Annotated in this window: 24 protein-coding genes; 5 read left to right on the forward strand and 19 right to left on the reverse strand. The window is 48.0% G+C overall.

From position 1 onward, the window contains the following. Positions 1 to 588: 588 nt before the first annotated feature. The 5 genes from QZ367_RS02925 to QZ367_RS02945 are packed head-to-tail and all read left to right on the forward strand — an operon-like array spanning position 589 to position 7,300. Positions 589 to 2,493 (forward strand): ATP-binding cassette domain-containing protein, encoded by a 1,905-nt coding sequence (locus QZ367_RS02925; RefSeq protein ID WP_291937133.1) that lies wholly within the window; start codon positions 589 to 591, stop codon positions 2,491 to 2,493. Then, a complete protein-coding gene (locus QZ367_RS02930) occupies positions 2,480 to 3,361 on the forward strand; it encodes a hypothetical protein (RefSeq protein ID WP_291937135.1) in 882 nt (293 codons plus the stop codon). The genes QZ367_RS02925 and QZ367_RS02930 overlap by 14 nt, the downstream gene beginning before the upstream one ends. After that, a complete protein-coding gene (locus QZ367_RS02935; protein ID WP_291937137.1) occupies positions 3,358 to 4,974 on the forward strand; it encodes an ABC transporter permease in 1,617 nt (538 codons plus the stop codon). Before QZ367_RS02930 ends, QZ367_RS02935 begins: the two co-directional genes overlap by 4 nt. Beyond that, positions 4,971 to 6,212, forward strand: coding sequence for a hypothetical protein (locus QZ367_RS02940; RefSeq protein WP_291937140.1), 1,242 nt, complete (start codon positions 4,971 to 4,973; stop codon positions 6,210 to 6,212). The genes QZ367_RS02935 and QZ367_RS02940 overlap by 4 nt, the downstream gene beginning before the upstream one ends. Next, the gene (locus QZ367_RS02945; RefSeq protein WP_291937142.1) at positions 6,209 to 7,300 is read left to right on the forward strand and encodes an ABC transporter permease; all 1,092 of its coding nucleotides are present in this window, start codon (positions 6,209 to 6,211) and stop codon (positions 7,298 to 7,300) included. The genes QZ367_RS02940 and QZ367_RS02945 overlap by 4 nt, the downstream gene beginning before the upstream one ends. Positions 7,301 to 7,490: 190 nt before the next feature. Here QZ367_RS02945 and QZ367_RS02950 read toward each other — a convergent pair whose 3' ends face one another. From QZ367_RS02950 to nikR, 19 genes are all read right to left on the reverse strand, one after another. Further along, positions 7,491 to 8,309, reverse strand: coding sequence for a hypothetical protein (locus tag QZ367_RS02950; RefSeq protein WP_291937145.1), 819 nt, complete (start codon positions 8,307 to 8,309; stop codon positions 7,491 to 7,493). Between the two features lie 151 nt (positions 8,310 to 8,460). Further along, positions 8,461 to 9,105, reverse strand: a complete 645-nt coding sequence (locus tag QZ367_RS02955) for a hypothetical protein (protein WP_291937146.1) — start codon at positions 9,103 to 9,105, stop codon at positions 8,461 to 8,463. Between the two features lie 109 nt (positions 9,106 to 9,214). Then, positions 9,215 to 9,910: a hypothetical protein gene (locus QZ367_RS02960; protein WP_291937148.1), complete on the reverse strand. Its 696-nt coding sequence runs from the start codon at positions 9,908 to 9,910 to the stop codon at positions 9,215 to 9,217. 108 nt (positions 9,911 to 10,018) lie between these two features. Next, positions 10,019 to 10,612, reverse strand: a complete 594-nt coding sequence (locus tag QZ367_RS02965; RefSeq protein WP_291937151.1) for a hypothetical protein — start codon at positions 10,610 to 10,612, stop codon at positions 10,019 to 10,021. A gap of 481 nt (positions 10,613 to 11,093) precedes the next feature. After that, a complete protein-coding gene (locus QZ367_RS02970) occupies positions 11,094 to 11,858 on the reverse strand; it encodes an ABC transporter ATP-binding protein (protein ID WP_291937153.1) in 765 nt (254 codons plus the stop codon). Continuing rightward, positions 11,842 to 12,822, reverse strand: a complete 981-nt coding sequence (locus tag QZ367_RS02975) for an iron ABC transporter permease (protein WP_291937156.1) — start codon at positions 12,820 to 12,822, stop codon at positions 11,842 to 11,844. Before QZ367_RS02975 ends, QZ367_RS02970 begins: the two co-directional genes overlap by 17 nt. Continuing rightward, positions 12,822 to 13,868, reverse strand: a complete 1,047-nt coding sequence (locus QZ367_RS02980) for an ABC transporter substrate-binding protein (protein WP_177388356.1) — start codon at positions 13,866 to 13,868, stop codon at positions 12,822 to 12,824. Before QZ367_RS02980 ends, QZ367_RS02975 begins: the two co-directional genes overlap by 1 nt. Positions 13,869 to 14,229: 361 nt before the next feature. Further along, entirely contained in the window at positions 14,230 to 15,168 is a 939-nt protein-coding gene (locus tag QZ367_RS02985) for an ABC transporter substrate-binding protein (RefSeq protein ID WP_291937159.1), read from the reverse strand. A 116-nt stretch (positions 15,169 to 15,284) separates the two neighbouring features. Beyond that, positions 15,285 to 15,464 (reverse strand): hypothetical protein, encoded by a 180-nt coding sequence (locus QZ367_RS02990; RefSeq protein WP_291937161.1) that lies wholly within the window; start codon positions 15,462 to 15,464, stop codon positions 15,285 to 15,287. After that, on the reverse strand, positions 15,443 to 15,844 hold the full coding sequence (locus tag QZ367_RS02995) for a hypothetical protein (protein ID WP_291937163.1): 402 nt from the start codon (positions 15,842 to 15,844) through the stop codon (positions 15,443 to 15,445). Before QZ367_RS02995 ends, QZ367_RS02990 begins: the two co-directional genes overlap by 22 nt. Then, positions 15,820 to 16,209 carry a hypothetical protein gene (locus QZ367_RS03000; protein WP_291937165.1) on the reverse strand — a complete coding sequence of 130 codons (390 nt, stop codon included), beginning with the start codon at positions 16,207 to 16,209 and terminating at the stop codon, positions 15,820 to 15,822. The genes QZ367_RS02995 and QZ367_RS03000 overlap by 25 nt, the downstream gene beginning before the upstream one ends. A 384-nt stretch (positions 16,210 to 16,593) precedes the next feature. Next, a complete protein-coding gene (locus tag QZ367_RS03005) occupies positions 16,594 to 17,340 on the reverse strand; it encodes a DUF4198 domain-containing protein (RefSeq protein ID WP_005870462.1) in 747 nt (248 codons plus the stop codon). A gap of 34 nt (positions 17,341 to 17,374) precedes the next feature. Further along, positions 17,375 to 19,444 carry a TonB-dependent receptor gene (locus QZ367_RS03010; RefSeq protein WP_291937171.1) on the reverse strand — a complete coding sequence of 690 codons (2,070 nt, stop codon included), beginning with the start codon at positions 19,442 to 19,444 and terminating at the stop codon, positions 17,375 to 17,377. Positions 19,445 to 20,133: 689 nt separating this feature from the next. After that, entirely contained in the window at positions 20,134 to 20,691 is a 558-nt protein-coding gene (locus QZ367_RS03015; protein WP_291937173.1) for a hydrogenase maturation nickel metallochaperone HypA, read from the reverse strand. 109 nt (positions 20,692 to 20,800) lie between these two features. Beyond that, positions 20,801 to 22,003, reverse strand: coding sequence for a hydrogenase expression/formation protein HypE (gene hypE, locus QZ367_RS03020; protein ID WP_291937176.1), 1,203 nt, complete (start codon positions 22,001 to 22,003; stop codon positions 20,801 to 20,803). Between the two features lie 186 nt (positions 22,004 to 22,189). Further along, entirely contained in the window at positions 22,190 to 23,287 is a 1,098-nt protein-coding gene (hypD, locus tag QZ367_RS03025) for a hydrogenase formation protein HypD (RefSeq protein WP_291937180.1), read from the reverse strand. Positions 23,288 to 23,321: 34 nt separating this feature from the next. Next, a complete protein-coding gene (locus tag QZ367_RS03030) occupies positions 23,322 to 23,603 on the reverse strand; it encodes a HypC/HybG/HupF family hydrogenase formation chaperone (RefSeq protein WP_291937183.1) in 282 nt (93 codons plus the stop codon). Next, the gene (gene hypB, locus QZ367_RS03035) at positions 23,603 to 24,430 is read right to left on the reverse strand and encodes a hydrogenase nickel incorporation protein HypB (RefSeq protein ID WP_291937186.1); all 828 of its coding nucleotides are present in this window, start codon (positions 24,428 to 24,430) and stop codon (positions 23,603 to 23,605) included. Before hypB ends, QZ367_RS03030 begins: the two co-directional genes overlap by 1 nt. A gap of 764 nt (positions 24,431 to 25,194) precedes the next feature. Further along, positions 25,195 to 25,626 (reverse strand): nickel-responsive transcriptional regulator NikR, encoded by a 432-nt coding sequence (gene nikR / locus QZ367_RS03040; protein WP_291937189.1) that lies wholly within the window; start codon positions 25,624 to 25,626, stop codon positions 25,195 to 25,197. Positions 25,627 to 26,665: the final 1,039 nt, after the last annotated feature.

Consider the following 26,665-nt stretch of genomic DNA (forward strand, 5'->3'; position numbering starts at 1 on the left):
GTTTTGTTTTGAGCAGGCGTTTTGCGATAAACGAACGGTGATTGAACCGAGCGTGGACGGTAGTAAAATTCACTACGAAACAAGCGGCGTGATTAAATGCAGGTTGCGGGCGGAAGTGAAATTTTACCCCAAAGGGCGCGGTAGTTGAAGTCGGTACCATGCTAAGGAAAGCTGGGACTAGGTAAAATTTCGCCAAAAGACATGGTGGTGGTAAATTTCACCTCGAAAGGCGCGGCGCAGATAGAGAGCTCGGCGCTCACAGGTCGCCAGGCGTCTGAAAACTCGCTTTCGTTTGCGTTTTGAAGCAAATTTATCGCGGATACTTCACGGGCCGCTCAATGTTTGGGAACGCGACGTTTTATGCGCGGATAGTTTTCATCGCTCGTTGCGAAATTTAAATCGCGCGGCGGTTGTAGAACCGAGATGCCGCGGCTGTCACAAAACTAAGATGTCATAGCGGCCGCAAAACCAAGACGTCTTTGCGGCTGCAGAAGCAAGGCGTTGCGATAAAGAGCACCTTTTCGGCGTGCGTAGGTCTCGTTCGTCGCGCCAAGCGACGGGGCGAGTAAATAAAATTTGGAGCTAAGCTTGGATCTACTAAATATCGTAAATTTAAAGAAATTTTATCTGCGAGAGGATCGCAGCAAAAACGTCGTTTTTGAAAATTTTGATTTGAGAATCGGCGACGCGCCGCGGCTCATCAGCCTCACGGGCCCCGACGGCGCGGGCAAATCCACGCTTTTAAAGCTCATCTGCGGCATCATCGCGCCCGATTGCGGCGAGATAAAATTCGCAGGTTTCACCCCTAGCGGCGAAAATAAAGAATTCGTCCGCGCAAACGGCTATATGTCGCAGAGCCTGGGGCTTTACGAGGAGCTTAGCGTCTGGCAAAATTTAAATATCTTCGCAGGCCTAAAAGGGCTTGAACTAAAAAGCGGCGCGGAGTATCTGCGCGGGCTTTTGCGTCGCGTGGGGCTTTTGAGCTTTAAAGATTACGCCGTGGATTCGCTCTCCGGCGGAATGAAACAAAAGCTTGGCGTTGCGTGCGCTATCGCAGCTCGTCCGCGGCTTTTGGTGCTCGATGAGCCTACCGTCGGCGTCGATCCGCTCTCACGCAGGGAGTTGTGGGCGATCGTGCGTGAGTATCTGGATCAAAGCGGCGCAAAATGCATATTTTCGACGGCGTATTTCGACGAGGCGGCGGATGCCGATCTGACGCTGATCTTACTCGGCGGCAAGATCATAGCGCAGAGCCCTGCCGCAAAGATCACCGCGGCGCTGCGGGACCGCACCTTTCGCATATGCAGCGAGGATTATCAGAGCCTGGCGCGCTGCTTGATGTTTAAGACGCAAAGATTTTTAAAAAACTCCCCGCTCATCGACATCTGCCCCAGAGACGGCAGCGTCGATCTGCTAAGCGATGAGCCGATAAGCCTGCGCGATCTGCAGGAGTTTTTAAACGCCAGCCTAAGCGATGATAGTGAAAATACAGAGCGCGAAAATGTGGGCGACAAAGGCACGGATCCCGAAAACGGGCGCGGCGAAAATTTTAAAATTTCAAACGAAAGCGAGGGCGCTAAATTTAGTAAAAGCGGAGATGCCAAATTTAACGAAAACGAAAACGCTAAATTTAAACTGAGCCCACGAGAGGCGAGCCTAGAGGATGCGTATATTTTTTTAAACAAAGCAGAGATCGGCGCGGCAAACTTCAGCTACGAAAAAAAGAGCTTCGATGCGGCTCAAACCATCATCAAAGTGCGCGACGTGAGTAAAAAATTCGGCTCATTCACCGCCGTAGAAAATACGAGTTTCGAGGTCAAAAAGGGCGAGATTTTCGGTCTTCTGGGTCCAAACGGCGCGGGCAAGACGACGACCTTTCGCATGATTTGCGCGCTTTTGGAGATGAGCGGGGGCGAGATCTCGGTCATGGGCGAGGATCTGCGCTACGCCAAATCGGCGATCAGATCGCGCATAGGCTACGTTTCGCAGAAATTTTCGCTTTACAAAAAGCTAAGCTGCTATCAAAATTTAGAATATTTCGGCCGCAGCTACGGCATCGGCGGCATGGCGCTGAAGCGGCGCATAGAGGAGCTTTTGAGCGAGTTTGGCTTGCAGCGGCTGCGAAATGAGACGTGGCAGAACCTGCCGTTCGGCGCGGGGCGCAACCTTTCGATGGCGTGCGCGCTCATCCATCGCCCCGAGATTTTGTTTCTCGACGAGGCCACCAGCGGTGCCGATCCGCTCTCGCGCAGGCTCTTTTGGAACCGCATAAATGCGCTGGCGCGCACCGGCGTGAGCGTGGTCGTGACGACGCATTTTATGGAGGAGGCGGAGTATTGCGATCGGTTTTTGATCCAAGATCGCGGCAAAATCCTAGCGCTGGGCAGCCCCGACGAGGTCTGCGTGCAGGACGGGCGGCGGCTTAGCGTGCAGCAGGCCTTCATAAACGAGGTGCAAAAATTTAGAAGCGAGGCGGGCGATGAGAGCTTTTGATCTAAATTTTACGCGAGCGGCTAGGATTTTTGATCCAAATTTTATGCGGGCGGGGCGAAAAGCTGCGCGCCCGCGCGATAAAATTCTAAGCGGCGAAAGGGTCATGCGGGGCGATGAAATTTTAAATGGCGGCTGGATTTTGAGCGGCTTGGCTCTTAATGTCGGTAAAATTCCAAGCGGCGGAATTTTAAACGGCGGCAAATTTTGGATCGATAATAAAATTTTGAAAGGTTGCGAAATTTTAAAGAGTGTAGGAATTTTAAACGATCGTAAAATTTTGCGCGGCGCCGAAGTTCTGAACCGAATGTCGCGCGGCGGGACGCGGCGCGGATTTAGTAGATGGGTACTGCGCGAGCTCCGCGCCGAAGCGAGCCCGCTTCGTCTGCGCCGTAAATTTCAAAGTGCGAGCGGCTCGCAAACGGATTATAAATTTAAAAGGGCGACCGCTCTGCAAACAGATCGCAAATTTAAAATGGCGGTCAGTCTGCGAGTAGCTTGTAAATTTAAAGCCCTAATGCAAAAATTTCATCACGAATTTAGCACCGCTACGGAGCTTTTACGTCAGAAATTCCGCAGCGAGACCGTGCCGCGCAACCGCTTAAAATTTCAAAGCCCGCCGTATGTGCTCGCGCGATTAAAATTTCAGGGCGCGATGAGCGAAATGGGCGCGGGCGGTCTGTCTGTGCCGTTAAAATTTCAAATCTCGGTTGCCGCACTTTTGCGATTGAAATTCCAAAGCCCGCCGAATGCGACCCCGCGGCTAAAATTTCAAAGCGCGACGGTCGCCGAATTTGTGCGATCAAAATTCGGGGGCTCGTCGCGAGCGGCGCAGTGTCGCAAAATCCGAGCACAGGGGCAGGGTGGATGAATTTTACCTTTTTAAAAATCCTCGTAAAAAAGGAGTTTGCGCAGATCGCAAAGGACCGATCGGCGCTCGTGATCGCGTTTTTGATGCCGCTAATTTTGGTCGTGATCTACGGATACGCGATGCGAATGGACATAAAGCCCGTCAAGGTGGGCTTCGTAAGCGATCTGGGTTCCAAAATCGAGCGGGATCTACTCGGCGGATTTTTGGGCTCAAAATACCTACAAACCCGCGTTTACACGGACTTAGAGAGCGCGAGGAGAGATTTTAAGGCGCACGAGATCGAGAGTATTTTGTATTTTGATCCGCGCTTTGCGGCGAAATTTCAAAGCACTTTGGGCGGACTCGGCGGCGCGGGCGGCGGCGTAAATTTAAACCTATCTATCGACGAAAGCTCCTTCGCGGGCGGCGCAAGCGATATCCGAAATACTAGCGGCGGCGAAAATGTCCGTCCGCTTGAGGACAGAGGCGCGGACACCGGCATGAAAAGCGGCATAAACACCTCCGCGGGCGGCGCAAGCGCAAGCGGAGATATTTCGCACCGCAACGGCGCGGAAGCGGGCGACAACGCAAATTCTTTTGGCGGCGGCAGTGGAGTAGATTCCGGCGACAGCGCAAGCGACATAGGCGTAGATCAAGGCGGCGTAAATTTAATCGGCGGGGTGGGCGATACGAATGCTGGTTTTATCGACGGCGCAGGCGATATCGGAAATACGGGCGGCGGCATCAATGCAAACCCTTCCGCTAACGGCGCTCGCAGCGCAGGCGGCGCTGCAAATAACGGCGGCGGCGCGGGCGGTGCAGGCGGCGCGAGCGGCTCGAATAAAGACGGCGCCGAGATTTTCCTTATCCAAAACGCCACGCAGTCGCAGCTCGCGCTTCTTAGCTATGTTTACGTAGCAGGCGTGATCGAGCAGGTTTTGGCGCAAGATTACGGCTTTTTGAACGCAAATTTAAACGCTGCCGCAAGACCCGTCAGCGTGAATTATCGCAGCTGGTTCAACGAAGCCAACGAATCGACGTGGTATCTCGTATCCGCCGAGTACGTGGGGATTTTGGGGCTCATCTGCCTATTTATGGTCGCGGTCGTGATCTCGCGCGAATGGGACCGCGGCACGATCGCCTCGCTTTACAACTCCAACGCAAGCGCGCTTGAGATCGTCACTGCCAAGGTCGGCGCGTATTATTTCCTAGCGCTTTTGGGCGGCGCGATGACGCTCGTTTACGGGCAGACGCTTTTAGGTATCCCGATCCGCGGTAGCGTGGCGATGCTGCTGGCGACGCTGTGCGTCTTCGTGCTGGAGATGACCTGCCTAGGCATGCTGATCTCGGCGATCTGCAAAAATCAATTCCTAGCGCAGGAATACGCCATCGTCATCGGCTATATGCCCGTGACGCTGCTTAGCGGCATGATATTTGATCTGCGCGGACTGCCCGCGGCGGTCAACTTCATCGGGCACCTGCTACCGCCTACATACGCAGTCGAGTCCTTTCGCATCTGCTTCCTATCGGGCGGACAGAGCGCGACGCTGTGGGTAAACCTCGCCATTCAGGCGCTCGGAGCGGTTTTGTTTTTCAGCTTGTGCGTACTTAGCGTAAAAAGGGGCGCACGATGAAATTTTTATTTTTGCTTTACGCTTGTGCGGAGAAATTTCGTGCCGCAAAAATCGACGCAATTAACGTTTCGCTTTCGCCCAAGGCATCGATGGCGGAATTTCACGCCGCCAAAAGAGAGGACGCGATGAAATTTTTAGAATTTCTAGACGCGAGGAGCTTTGGCTTGCGGGCGGCGGAGCGTAGATTTGAAATTTTAAAATTTCTTAACGCGAGGCATTTTGGCTCACATAAACAGGCGGCAGGGCGTAGATCTGAAATTTTAAAATTTACCGCCGCGAGAAGCTTTGGCTTGCGGACGACGACGACGGGGTTTTTAAATTTAACACCCGCGCCACCGCGCAATGAATTTAAAATTTTAAAATTTACGCCCGAACCGCTGCGCAATCGGTTTGGAATTTTAAAGTTTACGCGCACTTCGGCGCGTCTTGCGGACACAGCGCAAAATTTTATATCGCAGCGTGGATTTAAAATTTTAAAGCTTGTTTGCGAGCCGCTACGTGCTCCGCGTCGTATTTTGCCGAGAGCAGATAAAGCCGAAGCGTGGCACGGATGCGACATAGCAGAAAAACGGCGCGCGGTTAAGTTTAATCATGCGGGCGGATATTTGAATTTTATGCGGTGCCGCATAGTGCGACTTTATGGCGCAGCTGCACGGCACGGCTACGAAGTAGGGCGCGCAGAAAAGCTTAGCAAATTTGACCTCGCGGGCACGCTTTTAAATTTTAAATCGCGCTTTACGATGCAGCTTTGCAGCGCGGTTACACGGCGTAACTACGAAGCGTGGCGTAGCGAAATTTACGCCGTTTGCTTGCATAAGTACCCCGCTTTGATTCGAGCCGCAAGCGGTAAAATTTCGCACTATGAAGTAGGGCAAGCGACGAACGCTTCGCTTTCACGGGGAGTGCAAAGAATGAAATTTTATGCTCTGAATAGGCATGCGATAAAATTTTTAAAATTTCTCGGTGCGAGCTGTTTTGGCTCGCAAACGGCGGCGTGGTTTTTAAAATTTAAACCCGAGGTGCCGCGCAATGAATTTAAAATTTTAAAATTTACGCCCGAACCGCTGCGCAATCGGTTTGGAATTTTAAAATTTACGCCCGAGCTGCGCAAATTTAAACCCGCGTCCGCGGTGCGTTTAAATTTTGCTTTAAATTCCGTGCCGCGAGCTCGCGCCGCTAAATTTGAAAATGGCGTTAAATTTAAAGGCGCCGCTAAATTTGAAAGGAGTGCGCGATGAACGCTCTGCGAAAATCCCTGCTTCGAATTCGCGCGCTGATAAAAAAGGAATTTTTGGCGATGTTTCGCGACAAGGGCACGCGCATGGTGCTGATCGTGCCGGTGCTGGTGCAGGCGATCATATTCGGCTACGGCGCGAATTTCACCCCCGAGCAGGTGCGCTACGCGATTTTGGACGATGCCCGCGATGCGACGTCCACCGCGCTGGTACAGAGCATCGCCGCTACGCCGATGTTTAAGACAGATCTTGGCTGCAAAGACCTAGTCTGCCTACGCCGCGCCGTAAGCGAGGGCGAAGCGATCATCGGGATCTATTTCGGCAGTGATTTTAAGGACACGCACGAGCTTTTGATCATCGCGGATTCGCGCAATACGACCTTGGCAAACACCGTCATCGGCTTTGTGCAGGCCATAGTGGGGGAATACAACTCGCAGCATTTTGTTAATTTAATCAGCATAAATCCGCGCTATGTTTTTAACGAAAACACGATCACGCGCTATACGATCATGACGGGGATGATTTTGGGGCTTTCGATGATTCAGGTGCTGATGCTATCGGCGTTTAGCGTCTCTCGCGAGCGCGAGGAGGGGAGCTTCGATATGATGCTGATGACGCCCGCAAACCCGCTTGAGATGCTAATCGGCAAGGCGACGCCGCCCGTGCTGATTGCGATCGCGCAGGGGCTCGCGCTGTTTTTGATCTGCGTATTTTACTTTGAAATTCCGTTTCGAGGGCGCTTTGCGGATCTTTTTGCGATCATCGCGATCTTTAGCGCCTGCAACGTAGGCATCGGCCTCGTGATCTCGACCGTTTGCAAAACCTCGCTGCAATCGGTCGTGAGCTCGTTTTTGTTCCTGCTGCCGTGCATTATGATAAGCGGGCTGATAACGCCTGCGGACGCGATGCCGCGGTGGTTTTACTACATAGCGCACCTCGATCCGATGTATTATGCCAACAACTGCATGTGGCGGATCTATCTGGAGGGCGCGGGCCTAGGCGAGCTGTGGCATCTCATCGTGCCGCTGCTGCTGATCGGGCTTGGCACGTTGAGCTTTGCGGCGTCGCTTTTTAGAAATAAGCTGGATTAGGGATTTAGATCGGAATTTTAGTTTAGAATTTCAGCTGGAATTTTGGCTTGGATTTGCCCTAAATTTTGCGCGTTCGTAGCGGATAAAATTAAATCAAAATTCCGCGTTTCCGCCCGATGCGCCGCGCGTCGCGATAAATTTTGCGCCTTAAATTTTAAAAATTTTGCGAAATTCCGTCTTGCGAGTAGAGTTAGAATTTAAATCCGGGGTTGCCCGGGCGTCTTGCGGCGGTCGTATCATCTGCGCTCACTTTGGAAGCAGGCATTTTTGCGGTATCTGCGCTCGCCTTGGAAGCGGGCTTTTTCGCATCGTCCGCGTCCGATTTCTTAAAAGCGGCGAGTTTGCTGTAAATGCTCGGTTTTTCGCCGTCCGCGCTTAGCTTGGCACCGTCAAGCTCGCTAGAATTTTCCGCGCCGCATAACCTTGCGGGGTTGAATTTTATCCATGCTATGATTAGCAAAATCCCCGAAAACGCCGTTACCAGCGACGCTGCGATTAGATACGGCAGCGCGAGGATTACGCCTATTTTAGCTAGCGCGCCCGATACCGCTTCGCAGGGCCACGTCACGGACACCACTATGCCGTAGATTTTAAATAAATCCACGCCGCTAAGTGTGGCTAGGCGGCAGTTTAATACGCCCCAGATTATCACTGCTGCGCACGTCGAAAGGACGTAGAGCAGGGTGTAGAGTAGACCTAGCATCGCGCCCTCTTTTAGCGCTACTACCATGGCGCAGTAGCACAAAATCGCGACGATCGGGATGCTTTCTATCAGCCTATAGGTCTTAACAAAGCGCACGCCTAGCGCCTTTTCTAGGCAAACGAAGCAGTCGTAAAATATCGCTAGTGTCGCTAGCAGCGCTAAAACTCTAAAAATCGCGACCGCGTCCTCGTCTATGCTGCTTACGCCCACCGTGCCGCTTATGCCGATGCCTAGCAAAATCACGGCACCTAAAACTCCGCGGAATTTCGCCTTGCGAAGTAGATCTTGCTTTGAAATTTCTTTCATTTTTATCCTTTGAATTTTCTAAATTTACGCGCTATCTTGCGGCTTTGCTGCTGCGGCGGCGCGCTTGACATTGCTATAACAGCGCGGCTTTGGACGTTGCGGTTTAGACTTGCAAAAGCACGCGGTCGCCGCAAAACGAAAGCGCTTCGGCTTAGGCGAGCTTTTCTATCTTGCTCCAGGCTAGTAGGTGCACGATGCTGGTTATTATAAGAGCGACAAACGGCAAAAATTCCTTCAATGACGCGATAATTAAAACCGCATCGGAATCGCCAATTTGCGGCTTGGAGGTAGCCAAACCGAAGGGTCCTGCGCCACATAGCCAATTTAACGCGAAAAAGAAGGCGCAGAGCCACACATAGATCCGAAAGGTCATCACGCCGCTTATGCGCGCCAAAGAGAAATTTATGCGAAGCCACGCTACGATTATGTAGATTGCGGCTGCGGGCACCGCTAAATTCCATATAGTTTCTTCTATCATCTCTTTTATCGTTACTTCTCTGTAGCAACCTGCCGGATAAAATAATAAAAGCGCCACGAAGCATATGCAGAGAATTACGCAGTTGCGGTAAAGCGCCGCCGCTTTTATGCCGCTAAGCATTGAAATTTTGCGGAGCGCTCTTAGCCTATAAATCACCGAGGAGCAGATAAGAGCGATAAAAATTCCGCTCGCGATCACGAACATGCCGCCCGGAACAAGACCTACCACCTTAAAAACCGTGAGCACCGCCGCCAAAAACAGATCGATGCCGGTGCTAATCATCCCATCTTTTCTTACCTGAGATACGGTGTCTTGCACGTCGTATAACTCCTTTTAAAAATTTATTTCAATATGCAAAAAGCAGATGTAAAACGCTAATCAAACCGAAAAGAGCGAAATTTTATCGTGACAAGAGGTTTGCGAAATTTCAAACCTCCGCGCTTATCTTTTCTATCTTGCTCCAGGCTAGTAGGTGCACGATGCTAGTTATCACAAGAGCGATGAACGGCAGGAGCAGTTTAAGCATTACGACGGCAATAGCCAAAGCCGAGACCTGCTCGGTCCGTGGCTCGGAAATGGCTATAGCAATAATTGCTGCGTTGCATAGTATATTTAGCACAAAAAGTCCCACGCAGAGCCACACATAAGTCCGAAAGGTACCCACGCCGCTTACGCGCGCCAAAGAGAAATTTATGCGAAACCATGCGACGATTATGTAAATAACGCCTACGAAAAGCGCTAGTCCAAATATCGCCGCAAATGGATTATCGCTCTGCCCGCCGTCTGCGTCAGGCTCCCTCGGATAAAGGTAATTGAGCACAAGTGCTAGCGCAAAAAAGCAGACGCAGATTATTATGCAGTTGCGATAAAGCGTCGCCACTTTTATGCCGCTAAGCGCTGAAATTTTTCGGAGTGCCTGCAATCTGAAAAATGCCGAAACACAAATAAAAGCAATCAAAATTCCGCTAGCGATATAATTTGTCATCTCGTCATCAAGGCGCCATGGCTCGCTGTAAGAGACATATCCTACCACGATAAAAACCGCAGGTAGCGCCGCTAAAAATAGATCGATGCCGGTGCTGATCATCCCCTCTTTTCTTGCCTGAGATACAATGAATTGCATATATAAACCCTTTTTAAAAATTTGACCCGAAGTATATATAAACAAGCATAAAATATAAATTAAACCGACAAGATCGAAATTCTATCGCGACAAGATATTTGTGAAATTCTAAACGTTTACGCTTATCTTTTCTATCTTGCTCCAGGCTAGCAGATGCACGATGCTAGTTATTATGAGGGTTATGGGGAATATCAAATGGTATAGTGCATTTAATGGAAAAAGGATGACGCAGAGCCACACATATGTCTCAAAGATCCTCACGCCGCTTACGCGCGCTAGAGCAAAATTTATGCAAAACCACGCTACGGCTATGTAAATTGCGCCTGCAAACGCTATCAAAATGCACAATATCATTGCTAAATGCTTGTGTGAGATCGATAAAGGAATCGATAAAAAGATGCTTGTTATGGCAATGGCACAGATGCAGACAATTACGCAGTTGCGGTAAAGCGCCGCCGCTTTTATGCCGCTAAGCATTGAAATTTTGCGGAGCGCTTTTAGCCTGAAAAATACCGAAACACATAAAAGAGCAAAAATAATTCCGCCAGTGATATAGGTAGCCGTCTTGTTGGTGCTAAGCCCTAGCATGCCGCCAGTAGCAATATCTAGCGCAACTAAAGTCGCAGGCACTGCCGCTAAAAACAGATCGATGCCGGTGCTGATCATTCCCTCTTTTCTTGCCTGAGATACGAGATCTTGCATAATAAGCCTCTTTAAAAATTTATCCCGAAGTATACATAAATCGATGTAAAGCAGGAATTAAATAGCTAAATTTAAAATTTCAAAATTTCGTCGCGGTCAAGTTTGCAGACTGCGGAATTTCAGGAATCCTACCAGAGCGAGAATAAAATTTCGCCGCGGGATTTAAAACGGAATTTCACCTATGTATTTGCGGGGCAGAATTCTGCTATGAAATTCTAAATCTCAAGCGCGGCATGCTTTCGTTGCACGCTTAGAAAACCGGCAAGCCACAGAAAATTCCGCTATGAGATTTCTGATCGGAATTTCTAGGTAAAATTTCACTATGGAATTTAGACCGGAATTCTAAGACAAAATCTCGATATAAAATTTTAATCAGAATTCGAAGATAAAATTTCAAGGCAAAATTCTGCGATTTAAATTTCGCTCAAGATAAAATCTCGCGATTTAAAATTTCGCGCCGATTTATACCGCCGCTTTGGCGCTACCTTACCTGCGCGCTGAAAATTTGCGTGATGCTGGGGATTTGCTCGCCCGCAACGTCAAATTCCGCCGTTTTGATCTGTACGCCATAGAGCGAGCTAAGCGCAGCTTCGGTTAAAATTTCGTTGCTCGCGCCGTAGTTGTAGCTAAGATCATTTCGCAAGATCAGTGTGCGATCGGCGACTGCGAGGGCGTGGTTAGGCTGGTGAGTGGTGAAAACTATGCTCGCATCGCTATTTGAGCGCAAATTTGCGATGAGGCTTAGCACGCGGTCTTGGTTTTTGATATCAAGCGCGCTGGCAGGCTCGTCCAAAAACAGCACGTCGCTGCCGCTAGCTAGAGCTCTAGCAAAGAGCACGAGCTGCCTCTGCCCGCCGCTAAGGGCGTTAAAGCTGCGCTTTTGCAGATGGGCGACGCCTAGCGTTTCCAGAGCGTCAAGGCAGATTTGAATATCCTTTTTGCCCGGTTTTGAAAAGAGCGAGATCTCGCGTACCCGCCCCATTAGTACGATGTCAAGTACGCTGTAATCAAACGCGACGTTAAAGCTCTGCGGCAAGAAAGCAAATTTTGCCTTGCGCACGATCTCGCCTTCTTTAGGCTGTAAAATCCCCATCATACACGACATTAGCGTGCTTTTGCCTTGCCCGTTTAAGCCCAAAATCGCTAATGTTTGAGAGCTGGCAAGCTTGAAGCTTAAGTTGCGAAAGCAGAATTTTTCCGCCTCGTAGTAAAAGCCAGCGTTTTTTACCTCAATTAGATTTTGCATTTTTGGCGCTCCTTTTTAGAAGTAGGGCAAAGATCGGGCTTCCGATGAGAGCAGATAGAATTCCTAAAGGAATTTCGGCGCTACTTAGCGAGCGAGATAGATCGTCGATTGCCAGCATAAAGATCGCTCCTGCGATGAAGCAGGCAGGCATTAGCTTCACGTGGTCGCTGCCCGCGATGAGCCTGGTGGCGTGCGGCACTACAAGACCTACCCAGCCGATATTTCCGCTGACGCTAACTTGTACGGCGATCAGAGCGGTGCAAAGCGCTAGGATCGTGCAGCGCAGAAATTTAACATCCACGCCTAGCACGCGCAAATCATCATCATTTAGGCTGAGTAGATTAAACCGCCATCTCAGCGCGATTAATACTGCAGAAGCGGGCAGGGCGATCGCGCACATCAAAATTACCTTATCGTATCCTGCGCTTACGAAGCTTCCTAGTAGCCAAAAGACGATATTAGGCAGCACTTCCTCATCGTCTGCTAGATACTGCACTAAGCTCGTAAGTGCAGCAAATACGCCGTTAATGACTATACCTGCTAAAATGAGCGAGAAAATATCTGCGCGTGCTACGAATTTTGCCAAAAGATAGAGCAAAAATAGCGCCGCAAGTCCGAAGCAAAATGCAAACCCCGCAAGCCATAAGCCGCTCAATCCTAGCAAGATACAAAGCGCGCCGCCGAATGCCGCTGCGGTGCTAACGCCTACGATGTGTGGGCCAACGAGTGGGTTTTTAAATACCGCCTGCAAGCTCAAACCCGCGATAGCAAGCGCTCCACCGCAAAGGCTGGAGAGTAGAATGCGCGGAATTCTAACATCCATCATCACACTTTTGGCGGCTTCATCGCCGCCTCCGCTAAAGAGAATTTTAAAAATTTCTTCTAGCGGGATATGAAACTGCCCGCTAGCGAGCGAGATTAGCGCCAGCACTACCCAAAAAAGAAGCAGGATTAGGTTCAGCATTATTTTTGATATTTGACGCGGTAAAATTTCTCGTAGAATTCCTCTACTTTTTTATCAAAGTTTGCGTCCTTAAAATTTTGCGGATAAAGTTTCATCGCAAGCCATTCCTCACCAAGCGCCATTGCTTCGGCAGTCGGATGACCCCATGCTTTAACGAATTCGGGCATTAGATAAATTCTATCCTCTTTCACGGCGCTAAGACCTTTTAGCGCAGGGTTTGCTTTAAGCTCGGCAGGTACTTGAGGATAGCGGTTTTGCACTAAGATAATCTGCGGATTCCATGCTAAAATTTGCTCCGGCGAAACCTGTTTGTAGCCCTTTATATCTGCAGCGGCAACGTTCGTCGCACCCGCTCTTGCTAACATTACGCCAGTATATTTGCCGCTACCGTAGGTCGTAAGATCGGGATTTGCCATATAAACTCTAGGTCTTTTATCTACGATAAAATTACTAAATTTGGCATTTAAATCAGCTTGCGATTTTTTAACGAAATCTATTAGTTCAGCGGCATCCTTTTCGTGATTGCTTAGTTCGCCTAGAATTTTAACCCCCTCGTAAAAGCCCTCATCGTAAGCAGCGAAGCTATCGCGCTCATCTTTAAAGGTCGGATTTAGCTTAGCTTTTTCCTCTTGTGCAGAGCTGAAAAATGAAATACCTACGACTGGGATTTTCAACTCCTCCATTTTAGCGATATATTCTTTAGGGAAGTAGTTGACCACTACGACCGCATCGGGCTTTAGACTAAGCAGAGCTTCGTAATTGACATCTTTGATATCGCCTGGATTAGGTAGGTTTTTAAAACTCGGTGCCAAACGATTATACTCTTTGCCTAGGCGCTGCTCCCAGCTTTTTAGGATGCCTACGACCTTATCTTGGGCGTTGATTTCGTTTAAGACATTGAGTGCTTCGTGGTGTAGCACGACGATACGATTTACTTGATCCGGGATTGTGACCTTGCGACCGAGCTGATCGGTAATCGTGCGATCTGCAAAAGCCAGGCTAGCGCAAAGCGCTGCACCAAGAAGGATTGAGTGAAGTTTAAGCATTTTTTCTCCTTGAAAATTCCGCAAAATATGCGGGGTTAGAATAGCGGAATTATAGCCGATCGGCATAAAATCCAGATAAATTTTTATATAAATTTGATTTTGTCGTGAGGGATTTCAGATACTTTTGCAAGGCGGAATTTTGTGATTTTACGCAGAATTTTGCTAGTAAAAATTTTTGCCCGTCTCCTCTAGGCTAACCGGATACTGCCCGATGCCCAGCGATACCGCAAATAGCAGGACCCAGAGCAGCAGTAGGGCGGAAAATTTCATTTATAGCTCGTGCGGTAGAATTTTTGATAAAATTCCTCCACTTTTTTGTCAAACTCTGCCTCGTCAAAGTACTTCGGATAGAGCTTCATCGCTAGCCACCACTCGCCAAGCGCCATGGCTTCGGCAGTCGGATAGCCCACGCTTTGACATATTCGGGCATCATGTAAATTTTATCCTCTTTAGCTGCGCTTAAATTTGCAAGCTGCGGGTTGGATTTGAGCTCGGCGGGTACCTGCGGGTAGCGATCCTGCACGAAGATCATCTGCGGCGCCCACGCTAAAACTTGCTCTGCAGATACCTGTTTGTAGCCCTTGATGCTCTCTGCCGCGACGTTTTGCGCGCCTGCGCGCATAAACATTATGCCCGTGTATTTGCCGCTACCGTAGGTCGTGAGGTCCGGATTTGCCATGTAAATTTTAGGACTTTTATCCACGATGAAGTCGCTAAATTTAGCCTTTAGCTGCTCTTGCGAGGTTTTGACGAAGCTTATGAGCTCGGCGGCCTCTTTTTCGCGGTTTGCGACCTTGCCAAGAAGCTCGATCCCGTCGTAAAAGCCCTCGGTGTAGGCCGCTTCGTCGTCTTTGAAGGTCGGATTTAGCTTGCCCTTATCGGCGGCGTCGCTGCGCTGAAAGCTAACGGCGACGACTGGGATTTTGAGCTCCGTCATTTTGTCGATGTGCTCTTGCGGGATGTAGTTCGTGACGATCACGACGTCGGGCTTTAGCTTAAGCACCGCTTCGTAGTTGATGACCTTCAGATCGCCCGGTGTGGGCATATCTTTTAGGCTCGGCGCTAGACGGACGTAGTTTTTGCCGAGCGACTTTTCCCACGACTCCTGCACGCCGACGACCTTATCCAGCGCGTTTAGCTCGTTGAGCGCGTTTAGGCTTTGGTGCTGAAGCACGACTATGCGCTTAATCTCGTCGGGTAGCGTAACGTCGCGACCTAGTTGATCGGTTACGACGCGGTCTGCAAAAAGCGAACTCGCGCACAGCGCAAGAGCTAGCGCGAAAGAGTGAGGCTTACTCATGTTTTTCCCTTTAATTTAGATTATATACTTCTTAATACGCCCTATTTTGCGCGCTTTTTAGGCGGTTACGTTTAGAAAATATACTTTGAAATATTATAGATTTTTAATGATAAATTTTAGGTAAAAGATGAAATTTTAAAGTAGGGCGAATTTGAAAAATTTACATCGTACATATAAATTTCATGCAGAATTTCGCGGTGCGATATGGAATTTGTGAAGCAAATTTGTGAAATTTTAATCGGCTCGCACGTAATTTTAGATTGGATTTTATGATTTATTTTGTAGGCGTCGTCCATAAGCTTTTATTCCAAAGCTCCGCACCCGAAATCCCTTTAACCCTAATCCAAGCGATAATTTCTAAAATTTCAGATAAAAGGATTATCGCGAGTACCATGTACGCTGCAGTTGCACTACTCATTTCCGGCAGTTTAATAAACGAATTGATGATTTCTACAAGTACTAAAGATATAAAATATAACCACGCGTAAGCATAAAAAATTTTACTCTTAGTGGCTTCTCCTAAGTAGCAATATACTATTGCCGGGGCTATGGTGCTGACAATCTTAAACGCTGTAATCGTTACATACCAAATGGTAACAAATTGCGTCTCTTTAATCTCTATAGAGTGATTAAGTCCTATGGCCATAGCCGCTAAAATGCAATAGAATGCCTCCACGAAAGAACCGCCTCGCTCGTGTAAGGTATATCTAGAGTCTCCAAGCTCACAATATTATTATTCATAGAATGTGGTAAAAGTGAAATAAATACGATAGCCCAAAGCACTCGGGCGATAAAGTTAATCAAATACGCCCTAAATACCTTGCTAGCGGAGATATCCGAGATCATTTTGGTTGCCGAGAGTTTAAAAATCATCGAAGCGAAAATTATGGCAACAATTACGGCGGCAACGCCTAAAAATTTGCTTATTTCAACGTCATGCCAAAACTCGCAACAAACCCAAATGATCAGATAAGTGCAGATTGCCAAAACGCTAGAGGTTATGCCGCGAAATTTTATGGCGTTTAAAATTTTAGGGTTCATAAAGTTGTGCCTTTGGAATTTTAAAATCTATGGCGGATTATACTTGCATGGTTTGAAATTTAGATAAATTTTAGGGCGCGAGTGGAATTTTGAATAGAGCAAAATTTGAATTAAATTTAATCTTTTGGTTTTGAACGAGGATTGTTTCAGGCAAATGGGCACTAGAAGCTGAATTTTAAAAATATGTGCGCATTTATGAAAAAGCGAGTATTCAAGCTAAAATTGAAATTTTGCCAGGAAAGATTGTCGTAGTACAATGCGTAAATCGCGACGAGTTAAAAGCGCAACCTACGCGCGGCAACTACAAAGTTCGCGAAAGTTCTCACATAGCGTAATCCGGCTTTTAAATTTAAAAGCCGGGGTAAAATTTAGAGTAAAATTAAACTATTTTACCTCAAAAGCAAAGGACGCGATGATCGTCTCTTCGTCGCATTTCTTTGGATCCGAAAATGCGAGTTTATTTCTTGCTTTTAGTATCCAAGGACCCGGCTTTAGCGCCATTACCTCGATTTCGCCCTTATCGTCGGTCATACCATAAAATGCGCTCATATCTTCCAGAAATCCATCCGGCGCACCTTCAACCGCGGCATTTGCAAGCGGCTTGCCTTCAAATAGCACTTTAATTTTAAACGGCTTATTGGCTTTGAAATTTACCGGATTTTCTAAAGGTACGAGCTCGAGTCGCTCGCCCACGGGCTTAGTTATGAGATCGCCTGCTTGTGTGTTGATTACGCCCTTTGCGAGCATAGTGGCGCGACGGCAAAATTTAGCGTCTTTAATCGTATCTTTCGTGCCGCCCATATGCCATTTGCCGCTTTTATCCTCGGTCCAAAAGGTCGGTTTATATTGCCCGGTAATGATATAGACGCCTTCCGGCTGCTTTTCGCCCTCAAATTTATAGTTTTCGCTCGTGCGCTTTAGCTCGATTTTTTTGCCGTTTTTATCTATGACTACGGGGATTTCAAAATTATTCTCCCTCTGCTTATCGATCGGCTCGCACGTGGCAAATCCATCTCCAAATCCGATCTGAACCCTCAGTTTGTCGTCATTTTGACCCGCAAGCCAAAAATCATGCGCGCCAGCTACGCTAAATGCACCTAAAACTGCCAATACAGCTAAACTTTTCCTCATTTTTCATCCTTTCTTTTAGTAAAATTTACTAAATTTAAAAACTATATCTTACGCCGACGCCGAGCGTTCTGCCTTTGCCATAGGTGATCAAGACATTACTCGCTCTGTCGCGTATGTGCGAGAAGTACTCTTTGTCGGTCAAATTTTTGACGTAAAAATACACGTCAAAGCCATCTTTTAGATAGCCTACTTTTGCATCCGCCGTAAAATAGCTCTTTTGGGCTAGCTTATTTTGAGCATCGAAGTAGGTCTTGCCTATCATATTTCCGTCCAGTCTTGTATAAATTCCCATCGGAGCGTAGTATGACGCGCCCAAAGAGAGCTTATACTCGGGGTTTTTCTCGATTTTATTGCCTTTATTGTTCGTGCCGTCTTTGTTGATGTAATCTCCGTATTTGGTCTTTAGCAGACTCGCGGCTAAATTTATATCAAGCTCTTTGCTTGCTTTTGCGACGCCTTCAAATTCCACGCCCATAGATTTTGATTTATCAGCGTTTGCGGTCGAGTAGATGTTGGGGTTATTGGGGTCGGTATAAAATATATGCGTGCCCTTGATGTCCATATAAAATAGCGCGGTAGAAAATCTAAAGCTCTCATACGAACCCTTTACACCGATCTCGTAGTCATCGCTCGTCTGTGCGTCAAATTTATTATCCTCCCTGCTGCCGCCAGTGGTGTAGAAATTAAAGCCGCCGGCTAGATAGCCCTTTGAATACATCGCGTAAATATTTAGCTCGTCGGTGATATCGTATCCAAGTGCGATTTTTGGCAAAAACGTCCTAAATGTCGCTTTTTCGTCCATCGAAAACGCGGGCGCACCGGGATTGTGTCCCAGCTCGTATGAAAAGTAATCGACCTTTGTGTGTTTTCTGATCTGCTGATACCTGCCGCCAAGCGTAGCATCAAATTTGCTCGTGATCGGATAGATGATCTGACCGAATACCGATGCTGTCTGCGCGCGATTGACCGAAGGCCAATCCTCGACTATCGTCCTACCGCCGTCGCCGTATTGGTCGCCGATCGGGCCGAAGACTTGCTTTTCGTTTTCGTAATAAAGTCCACCAACCCATTTGAAGCTTTGCTCGCCTACGCTACTAAATCTAAGTTCCTCGGAGAAGGTATCATTTTTAGAATTTAAAAATGTAATTAGCCCGTAGTGATCGGGGTCGAGATAGGTTATTTTACTACCGAAATCCTCGTCGTAAAGCCCGTCTTTTTTGGCTCTACGAAAGGTCGTAGCCGAGGTCGCGTCAAATTTGTCAAATTCATATTTTAGATCTAACGCTCCCGAGCTAGAGGTTTGCTTTACGCGGGCGGGAGTTTCTAAGTTTATATGCTTGGCTTCGCTTTTTGAGATATTGCCAAATCTCGATTTTGGGATAAAAAGCTCGTCGAGCGAGTCGTCCTGGCGGTGAAAAAGATCGCCGTAAATTTTAATCGTAAAACGATCGGTCGGCACTATCTTTAAATTTAGTCCGAAATTGTAATTTTTCTTGTCGTTGGCTTTATCGCCGTTTAGATCGTTGATGATCCAGCCGTCCTCTTTGGACGCCGAGCCGTTTAAGCCTAAAAATAGTTTATCATCAATCAGCGCGCCGCTGGTTTCAAAAAGACCTAGCATGTATTTGTGCGAGCCGTATTCGGCGCCGACGCTGCCGCTCCACTCGTTAGTCGGTTCTTTTAAAACGATATTAATGATGCCGCCGATTGAGTCTTTGCCGTAGATCGCACTGCTAGGACCTCGCAAAACCTCGACGTGATCAATATTTGTAACGGGGATATAGGCTGCGTCTTTGTTACTTTGCGCTACGCCGCCGACATAGACCGTGACGGGGTTAGAACTCGTATATATCGAAGGATTGAGTCCTCTAGTACTGATGCCCTCGTACATCCCGCCCACACCGGTAATGTTTGGCATAGTTTTTACCAGCTCCTCGACGTTTTTGACTTCTCGTTCTTGTAGCTCAGTATCGCTTACGACGCTGATACTTTGTGGCACATCCTTTAAATTTTCACTTATTTTGTTTGCGGTAACTTCTACTTCGCCGAGATTTACGCTTTGTTTAGTTTGTTCGTCGGCTATGGCTGGATTTGCGGCGCTCAATAAAAGTAGGGCGGCTGCAGCTTCAGAGAGAGAGAGAGAGAGTAAAAACTTTCAAAATTTAACTCCTAAAATCTGATAAAATTTTCGCGTTATTATATCAGATGAGATAATCATTGTCAATACTACTACAATATTAAATTAATGCAAAATATAAGCATGATTTATATTGAATTTAATGTTGCAAATTTAGATACGAAATAGGGCGATACAATAAGCTTATTATAATTTAAATAAATACGTTCATAAAATTTATGGAAATGATGCAAAATTAATAAAATCAAAAAATCATTTTTATAAATCGTTTACTACATAGAAATCATTAATATGAAAATATATATCAGTAGTTCATCATTTTTCAATTTTTTGGAGCAAAAACACTATAATTCTAGGTATTTTATATTGAAAACTATAATTTTCAAGTAAAAATCTAATACGAAATTCACGTATAATTATATGAATAATTTCATGTATTTTTAACGCATTTGTTGTTTTTATTAATGGTTTTTATTAGAAGAATTTTTACATTTCATAATTTTGTGATTTCAAATGAAATCAGCAGGATAATGGATGGTATTATTGCAAGAATGAAATAGAGGTAAATATCTAAATTAGGCGGAAATGAAATTTTGCTTATAGCAAGGAGTTAGATTCAAAATATGGAAAGTTTTGCGCCCAGAAAAGGCTCTCTTCTATTCAATAACCAGGCGCATTAGATACATATCTTCGCCGTCGATTACGCTGATTTCGGAGCTTTTGCAGCGCGGGCAAGAAAAGTCGTTCTGTGCCAAATCTCCGCTAAAACCGCAGTTTTTGCATTTTACGACGATTTCTTGGGTGTGGATAATGAGATCTGCATTTTCGCAGACGGTGCCTGCGCGAAAGACTTCATAGCAGTTTTGCAAATAATGCGCTTCCACGCCGCTTAGCCGCCCTATTTTTACGTGCAGTTCCCTTAACTGCGGACTTTTTGCGCTAGGTGTATCACAAGGCGCCTGCGGATTCGTATTCAAGTTTTCAGCACAATCGCCGTTTTTGTCGTTCGAGTCCATATTCGCAATGCCCCTATTTTCGGCATTCTTGGTGTCTATTATGTCGGTATTTGCAGAGTCTGTATTTCTAGCGGTATCGGCAATATCACAGCGATTTTTATCGCCCTGCTCGGCCGCGCCTTTTTTCTTTGCTATTTCGGCGTTTAGCGCCTTTTCGCATAGCGCCACAAGATCCGCTACGATCGATAGTTCATGCATTTTTACCTCTAAAATTTTACGGCCGCGCCGTATTCTATACGAAATTTTGTTGTAAATTTAAAACGTGCTCTGAAATTTAGGCTTAAATTTGCCGAATTTGCACGAAAATTTAACAAATCCTCGGCAGTAGCTCGCCCTTTGGAAGTTCCAAGAATCGCTGCGAGCCATAGGCGTTTTGCAAAATCACTCGCCCTTTTGCCGCATACGGAGCTTTAAATTGCCCCGCCCTATTTTCTGATACTGCGCCCGCGTCGCTCGCACCCGTAAATTCGTCCTGCACGCTAAGCTTTGGTGTCAAAGTACCCTCAAAATTGCCTCCGCCGTGCCCTACTTCGCGTACCTCGCCGATGATTGCGGCATTTGAGTCAAATTCGCGCAGTATCTCAAGCGCCCTATCCGCCTCGGCATCATCTTCTACGACCGCTACGAACGTGCCTTCGTTTGCAAGCTCGTACGGCTCGAAGCCCAGCAGCTCACACACGCCCACCACTTCGTCGCTGATTTTGATATCCTCTTCGCGCACTAAAAATTCAAGCCCGCTGGAGCTTGCGAATTCGTTTAAAACCGCGCTAAGTCCGCCGCGCGTCGCATCTCGCATCGCTTGGATCTTCACGCCTTGCAAGATCAGCTTTTCTACCGCAGCGCAAAGCGGTTTGCAGTCGCTTTGTAGCTCGCTGCTTAGCGCGATCTCGTCGCGCGCCGCGAGTATCACCGCTCCGTGCCGCCCGATATCGCCGCTAAGGAGGATTTTTGCGCCCGCTTTGATGTTTTGCACGCGCGCAGGTCGCAAAACACGACCGATGCCGCTAGTGTTTATGAAAATTTTATCGCATTTGCCGCGCGGCACGACCTTTGTGTCGCCGCAAACGATGCGAACGCCGCAACTTCGCGCGGTGCTTGCCATCGAGTCCAGGATGCGTCGCAGCTCGCCTAGGCTAAGCCCCTCCTCGATGATGAGCGCGCAGCTTAAAAACAGCGGCTTGGCGCCTACCATCGCAAGGTCGTTGATGGTGCCGCAAACGGCGATCTTGCCGATGTCGCCGCCGTTAAAAAACAGCGGCGTGACCACGAAACTATCAGTGCTGAAAGCTAGCTCGCCGCCGAGGTTCGTAGAATTCAAAGCGGAGTTCGCCGCGCGATCAAAACCCGCCCCGGCGTCTAAATTTAAATCGTCTAAATTTAAATTTAGTATCGCGCTGTCGTTGTTTGCGCGTAAAATTTCATTGTCAAACGCCGCAAAGATCGTCTCGTTGATGAGCCTATTCATCTCCTCGCCGCCGCCGCCGTGGCTTAAAAGTATAGTTTCGTTCAAATTTTTCCTTTTCACTCGGTTTTAAATTTATAAGCCCGTATTCCGCAGCCGAACAAGCCGTGCCGCTACGGCGCCGCGCAAAATTTCAAAGCAAATTTAGCGCAACGATTCCGCTTCGATTAAAATTTTAAAGTACGACTTATTTTTAAAATTTACGCTCCACTAGCCGGATACCGCGCGCAAAATTTAACCCGCGTTTTTGACGTTGCCGTATTTGAAATACGCTGCGCATGCGCCTTCGCTTGAGACCATACACGATCCTATCGGGTTTTGCGGCGTGCAGTTCTTGCCGAAGACCTTGCAATCATAGGGGCTTTTTTTGCCGCGTAAAATTTCGCCGCAGATACAGGCCTTGCTCTCGGGCGCGCTCTGTACGCTGCAATCAAACTGTACCCTGGCATCCAGCGCCGCGTACTGCGGGCGCAACTTCATGCCGCTTTTTGGAATTTCGCCGAGCCCTCGCCACGGAAAATCGCAAATTTCAAAATATTTATCTATCAAATCTTGCGCTTTTTGGTTGCCGCCCTCTTTTACGACGCGCTCGTATTCGTTGAAAACCTCGTAGGTGCCGGCGTTTTGCTGCTCCACCAAATTTAACACGCCCGCCATTATGTCAAGCGGCTCAAATCCGCTTACGGCGATCGGCTTTTTGTAATCGCGCGCTATGCTTTCGTAGACCTTCGCGCCGGTGATCACGCTTACGTGGCTAGGCCCTAAAAACGCGTCTATCTGCACGTCCGCGTCGTCTAAGATCGCTCGCACGGGCGCTGGCACCGTAACGTGGTTGATGTGAAAAAAGAGATTTTTTAGCCCCAAGCTTAGCGCCTTATCGATCAGTACGGCGCTCATCGGCGTTGTCGTCTCAAAGCCGATCGCAAAAAATATCACCGTTTTTTGCGGATTTTCCTGCGCGATCTTTATGCAATCAAGCGGGCTATAAAGCGCCCTGATGTCGTGCCCCTCGCTGCGCAGCTTCTGCAAGCTCGTGCGAGAGCCGGGCACACGCAGCATGTCTGCTAGAGTGCAAAAAATACTCTGCGGTATCGCGGCGAGCTTGATCGCCTCGTCAATGCGACTGCGCGGCATCACGCACACCGGACAGCCGGGGCCGTGGATAAATTTGATATTTTTGCCGACCAGGCTCGGAAGGCCGAATTTCATGATCGAGTGCGTGTGTCCGCCGCAAATCTCCATGATGTTTAGCGGCTTTTTGCTTTTGGAAATTATCAGCTTGCTAATCGCTAAAATCAGCTCCTTATCCCTAAAATCCTTGATTAGATCCATTATTTACCTTAAATTTTACGGGTTTGCAAGCGTTTTAGTTTTCTGCGCCGGTTTTCGGCTCCATGCTTTCATACACCAAGCCCTCTTCCGCCCTCATCTGCTTTGCGATCTGCTCGTAAATTTCGATACTCTCCTTCGCTCGCTGCGTATCGATCTTCTCCATCGCAAAGCCCACGTGGATCAGCACGTACTCCCCTACCGTCGCTGGCTCGGGAAGCAGATCCAAGCTCACGCCGCGGCGCACGCCCAGAGTCTCCACGGTCGCGAAATTATTTTCGTCAATCGAGATGATTTTTGAAGGGATTGAAAGACACATTAACGAAATTCCTTCTTGTATTGTAGGAATTTCAGCCATTTCTCCACGCCCTCGCCGCTTTTACTATCAAGCGCGATGACGTCGGCTTTCGGATTGAGTTTGTGCACTTCGCGCACTACCTCCTCCATATCGAAGTCAAAATGCGGTAACAGCGCGGTTTTAGTGATTACGACGCAGTCTGCGCGACGAAATATCACGGGGTATTTTGCGATTTTATCGCTGCCCTCGGGTACGCTTAGAAGCACCACGTTCAGGTGCGCACCCACGTCAAATGCCGCCGGGCAGACGAGGTTTCCGACGTTTTCTATGAAAACCAGATCCAAATTTTTAGTATCGATATGATGAAGACCCTCGTGAACCATAAAGGCATCCAGATGGCAGGTCTCGCCGGTGCTAATCTGATGGGCCTGTGCGCCCGCTTTTATGATGCGATCGGCGTCGCGGTTGGTCTCCAGGTCGCCCTCGATGACGCCGATTTTAAATTTGCCGCTTTTGATAGTGGCCTCAAGTAGCGTAGTCTTGCCGCTACCGGGGCTCGACATCAAATTTAAGCATAAAATTTTATCCTCGTCAAAATGAGCTCTGTTGTGAGCGGCCTCCTCGTCGTTGGCGCTTAAAATTTTACTCATCACCTCGATCGTCTTGGCGTCGCTAATAGCGACATTTGCGTGGACGTGATCGTGCGCGTCGTGCTCGTGATCGATCCCCGCCTCGTGCATATGAGCGTGGGAGTGGACGGTGCCGTCCGCGTGGGTGTGGAGATGCTCGTGCGAATGAGCACCCGCCTCGTGAGTATGGCCTACTGAACAGCCGCAATCTTTACACATTTTTTATCCTTGGAAAATAAATTTTGCGCGTAAAATACCACGTTTTTGCTTTAAGCTGCGTAAATTTGATAAATTTTATATCGAAGTGCAAAATTTTATGAAATTTAATGAGGCTTGAAATTTACGCGCTTTAGTTTTATCTAAATTTTATGCGTTGTTTACAAAGACTCAACGCAAAATTTAAAGCTAGCGAGCAAAGACGCTGCTTTAAATTTAATCGTCTGCTCGTAGACTGCAAGTCGCACGGCGTAAATTTAGGGCTTGCGCGGCTTTGCAGCGGCTCAAAACAATAAAAAGTCGCCGTAGATAGAAGCGCGAAATTCAGGGCTTGCGAGCTGATTTTACCGGCGCTCTACAATCTCGCGCGTGCTCTACGGCGTGGTGAATATCAACGTGGCGGCCGTTTTCATATCGATTTTGCGCTAGCTCGGCTTTACAAATACGGCACTAAAGCGCGACCCTTATAAAATTTAGTCGCGAGCTGCGCCGATCTTGCGCCAGTGCGTAAATTTCAACCCGCGGCAAGAGCGCTTTTGATTAAAATTTCTAAATTTCACGCTAGCGCTCGCCGCGGCTAAATTTAAACAAACTTTGCTGCCGCCTAACGCAGACGCTACGTTTAAATTTTAAATTTTACTACGCGACCGCAAAATTGTTCTTCGCAACTCGCAAAAGTCGCGCAGCCTGCGTTTAAATTTAGAAGCGCACGAATAGAAACGCGAAAATTTAGCGCGACGCGCTGTTTTTAAAAATGCGTAAAAGCCCTACGCCTCGGTGATGACCGCATTTACGAGCTTGGAAAATTTCACCCCTTTTAGCGCGCCGATTTTGGCGCTGAGCTGCTCGATCTTTGAAATTTTATCCCGCATCGTGATCTCCTCGAAGCAGTGGCGCTCGTCGATGTGGAAGTGGCTGGTACTGATGATGGTGACGTTTGCGTGGTGCTCGATCTCTACGAGCTGCTCGATCAGATCGCTTTGGTGATGATCATACGCGATGCAAAGCACGCCCACGCAGTCCTCGTCGCTATCTCCGTGAAGCACGCCCTCGACCATCTTTTCGCGGATCAGATCGCGGATAAACTCGCTGCGGCTTAGGTATTGCTTGGCGCGCACCATCTCATCGAGATCCTCAAAAAGCTTCGTCGGCAGCGAAATGCTAAATCTTACGGCGCTCTCTTTTTCCTCTTTTTTCATAGTTTCCCCCTATTTAGCGTATTTTGAACGTAATTTTACCGAAATTCCGCTCAAATTTCATCTAGGTTTAAATTATTTTGAAATTTAATCGCCCCCCTGCTTTAAATTTTGCTCGTGCTTTGGAATTCTGCCCGCTCGCGCAGAAATTTCGCAAAAATTTCACGCCGCGATTTGTAAAAATTTTGAAGTGAAATTTTAAATCTGCTTCGTTTTCGTTGGTCTTAAACGAGCTGCACCGCACGCAACAAGGGCTTCTGCATACAGCGCAAATTCTACCTTAGCGCGAAATTTCGCTTAGATACGCCGCGAGCTGTCCGTATGCGATACCGCTGTCGTTGCAAGGAACGGCGCGGTTTAGATGAAATTTGATGCCCCGTGCGCGCAGCTTTGCGCACGTAAGATTTAGCAGTGTGGCGTTTTGAAAGACTCCGCCGCTTAGCACGACCTCGAGCCCGAAGCCCTCCGCAAACTCTGCGATGAAGTTTGCCAAGCCGTTTATAAATTTCGTCGCAGCCAAACGCGGCTCATCGCTTAAAGCCTGTAAAAACGCCTCTTCATAATCGATCACGTAGCATTCGCCCCCAAGGCTCGGCGCGCAAGCTTCGTTTTGCGGAATTTGATCCGCATCGGCGGCGTTTTTGCTTTCAGAATTTATTAAATTTAGAGCGGACGTTTGCTCTATAGAATTTACGGCGACGTTTGCATTCTTTTCACCGCCGCCTGCGATGTTTCGAGCCGCCCACTCAAGCCAGTCTTTGCTCGCCGCATCGCCCTCAAGCTCTTTAAAATCGCCTCGCAACGCGCAGCTGTTTTTGGCGCCGCTATGACTTTGCGCATTCAGACCGCCCTGCCCCGCTTCGCGCTGTGTTTCGTGCCGTAAATCATCGGCGCTCCGCTGCTGCGAAGAGAAATACGGCGCGTTTTGGATAAAATTTTCGCCCGCTTTTTTCAACCTAAATTTATAGCTTTGCTCGCAGCCCTGGATGTATAGGTTTTCAAGTCGCATGCCCGCCTCGCCGTCAAAGCTGACTGCTCGCAG

The organism is Campylobacter sp. (assembly GCF_019423325.1).
GTDB lineage: Bacteria > Campylobacterota > Campylobacteria > Campylobacterales > Campylobacteraceae > Campylobacter_B.

Coding starts and splice junctions, on each gene's coding strand:
- nikR (WP_291937189.1), bottom strand. CDS start 25,626: ATGAAAAAAGAGGAAAAAGAGAGCGCCGTAAGATTTAGCATTTCGCTG.
- QZ367_RS02990 (WP_291937161.1), bottom strand. CDS start 15,464: ATGGACGACGCCTACAAAATAAATCATAAAATCCAATCTAAAATTACG.
- QZ367_RS02970 (WP_291937153.1), bottom strand. CDS start 11,858: ATGCAAAATCTAATTGAGGTAAAAAACGCTGGCTTTTACTACGAGGCG.
- QZ367_RS02930 (WP_291937135.1), top strand. CDS start 2,480: ATGAGAGCTTTTGATCTAAATTTTACGCGAGCGGCTAGGATTTTTGAT.
- QZ367_RS02940 (WP_291937140.1), top strand. CDS start 4,971: ATGAAATTTTTATTTTTGCTTTACGCTTGTGCGGAGAAATTTCGTGCC.
- QZ367_RS02945 (WP_291937142.1), top strand. CDS start 6,209: ATGAACGCTCTGCGAAAATCCCTGCTTCGAATTCGCGCGCTGATAAAA.
- QZ367_RS03005 (WP_005870462.1), bottom strand. CDS start 17,340: ATGAGGAAAAGTTTAGCTGTATTGGCAGTTTTAGGTGCATTTAGCGTA.
- QZ367_RS02950 (WP_291937145.1), bottom strand. CDS start 8,309: ATGAAAGAAATTTCAAAGCAAGATCTACTTCGCAAGGCGAAATTCCGC.
- QZ367_RS02965 (WP_291937151.1), bottom strand. CDS start 10,612: ATGCAAGATCTCGTATCTCAGGCAAGAAAAGAGGGAATGATCAGCACC.
- hypB (WP_291937186.1), bottom strand. CDS start 24,430: ATGTGTAAAGATTGCGGCTGTTCAGTAGGCCATACTCACGAGGCGGGT.
- QZ367_RS02980 (WP_177388356.1), bottom strand. CDS start 13,868: ATGCTTAAACTTCACTCAATCCTTCTTGGTGCAGCGCTTTGCGCTAGC.
- QZ367_RS02985 (WP_291937159.1), bottom strand. CDS start 15,168: ATGAGTAAGCCTCACTCTTTCGCGCTAGCTCTTGCGCTGTGCGCGAGT.
- hypD (WP_291937180.1), bottom strand. CDS start 23,287: ATGGATCTAATCAAGGATTTTAGGGATAAGGAGCTGATTTTAGCGATT.
- QZ367_RS03030 (WP_291937183.1), bottom strand. CDS start 23,603: ATGTGTCTTTCAATCCCTTCAAAAATCATCTCGATTGACGAAAATAAT.
- QZ367_RS03000 (WP_291937165.1), bottom strand. CDS start 16,209: ATGAACCCTAAAATTTTAAACGCCATAAAATTTCGCGGCATAACCTCT.
- QZ367_RS02935 (WP_291937137.1), top strand. CDS start 3,358: ATGAATTTTACCTTTTTAAAAATCCTCGTAAAAAAGGAGTTTGCGCAG.
- QZ367_RS02960 (WP_291937148.1), bottom strand. CDS start 9,910: ATGCAATTCATTGTATCTCAGGCAAGAAAAGAGGGGATGATCAGCACC.
- QZ367_RS03015 (WP_291937173.1), bottom strand. CDS start 20,691: ATGCATGAACTATCGATCGTAGCGGATCTTGTGGCGCTATGCGAAAAG.
- QZ367_RS02975 (WP_291937156.1), bottom strand. CDS start 12,822: ATGCTGAACCTAATCCTGCTTCTTTTTTGGGTAGTGCTGGCGCTAATC.